This is a genomic window from Nostoc sp. UIC 10607 (assembly GCF_047228265.1).
GTDB lineage: Bacteria > Cyanobacteriota > Cyanobacteriia > Cyanobacteriales > Nostocaceae > Nostoc > Nostoc foliaceum_A.
Genome location: NZ_JBIQNW010000057.1, coordinates 1 through 1,355, shown reverse-complemented (window position 1 = coordinate 1,355; position 1,355 = coordinate 1). Strand labels below are relative to the sequence as shown.

1 protein-coding gene is annotated in these 1,355 nt (G+C 33.1%); it reads left to right on the top strand.

Annotation, left to right across the window (positions count from 1 at the left end):
- Nucleotides 1–282: 282 nt before the first annotated feature.
- Nucleotides 283–1,215 (top strand): hypothetical protein, encoded by a 933-nt coding sequence (locus ACEYW6_RS29155; RefSeq protein ID WP_412982496.1) that lies wholly within the window; start codon nucleotides 283–285, stop codon nucleotides 1,213–1,215.
- Nucleotides 1,216–1,355 lie beyond the last annotated feature (140 nt).

The window sequence follows — 1,355 nt, the reverse complement described above, 5'->3', positions numbered from 1 at the left end:
AAAGATACTGATACCTCAAAATACTGAGACTCCTATAAAGTGCCGATTAGGGGTATTGGGATTGAGTTTTCCAACAAAAAATTAAGACTTCAAAATTTATGCGAATGAACACCTGCTAAAACTTTTCATCATCCCTAGTAATGGGTTGGACATGGTTAAATTTTGCCCTAACTAGCCAACCTTCCTAACTTTATAACTCTGAATGCTTGCTATTACAACAAGTATCTGGTTATTTTTGATATTCCCGATAATTAACAAGTTAAAATCAGCGTGAATAAATATATGTTAATTAATAAAAAAGTTTATCTAACCGCATCAGCATATGAGTTAGGTAATGTTTATGATATTGAAAATCTAGATGAAATAAAAGAAGATAAAGAGATTTTAGAAACCCTATTAAAATTTGGATTAAAAAAATATACTAAAAGTCAATTAACTCCACCAATTATGGCTAAAAAAACTGCACAGTATACTTTAGAAAAAGGAAGGATAAATAGAAAAGAAATTGATGCATTAATCTATGCCACTAGCAGTTTTTGGGATTCTAGATTCTATGATGGTAAGGAAGTCAGTCGTTTAAGTTATGAACTAGGCTTAGAGAATGCATACCCAATTGGTGTTTTTCTTTCTGAATGTGGAAATATACACACTGCTATACGTACTGCGGCTAGCTTGATCCAAACTGGGGAATGTAGAAATATTTTAGTCGTTACTACAGATCAAATTCAGGAAGGTGGAACAAGAATAATTCCACCAAATATTTCTATAGCAAGTGACGCAGCAGCAAGTTGCATTGTTAGTGCGGAAAAAGGAGATTTTGAGATAATGCATATAACTCAACACACTAATGCTGCGATGAGTGAACTAGATATAGAAGAGAAAAGTGAGGAGTATATGTATGCTGTTGCAGAGGGGATCAAGAAAACTTTGTGGAAATCAATGAAATTTACCGAAAAACAACCAAAAGATTTTCAGCAATTAATTACTAACAACTATAATTTACTATTATCAAAAACTATTAGTGACTTAGGAGGCTTTGAATTTGAGCAAGTATACACTGAAAACATAGCAAGATTTGCTCATGCATTAGCATCTGATAATTTAATAAATTTATGTGATTTCCTCAATAATAATTTTTTAAACTCGCAAGACTTGGTTCTCCTATTAGGAACAGGAACAAATATGTGGGGAGCTACGATTTTAATTAAAACTTAACATGAGTTCGACGGTTGATAAACAGGGTAAGTGTCACTTAAAGGATAAGATGGTTCTTGGCAACTTTTGATACTGCTGGCGAAATATTACTTAACCTAACGACTGAGCCATAAGCTTTGCAAATTGCGAAGTTCGCGTGG

Bases quoted from the DNA above. Each gene is read 5' to 3' on its own strand.
- ACEYW6_RS29155 (WP_412982496.1), top strand. From the start codon at position 283: ATGTTAATTAATAAAAAAGTTTATCTAACCGCATCAGCATATGAGTTA.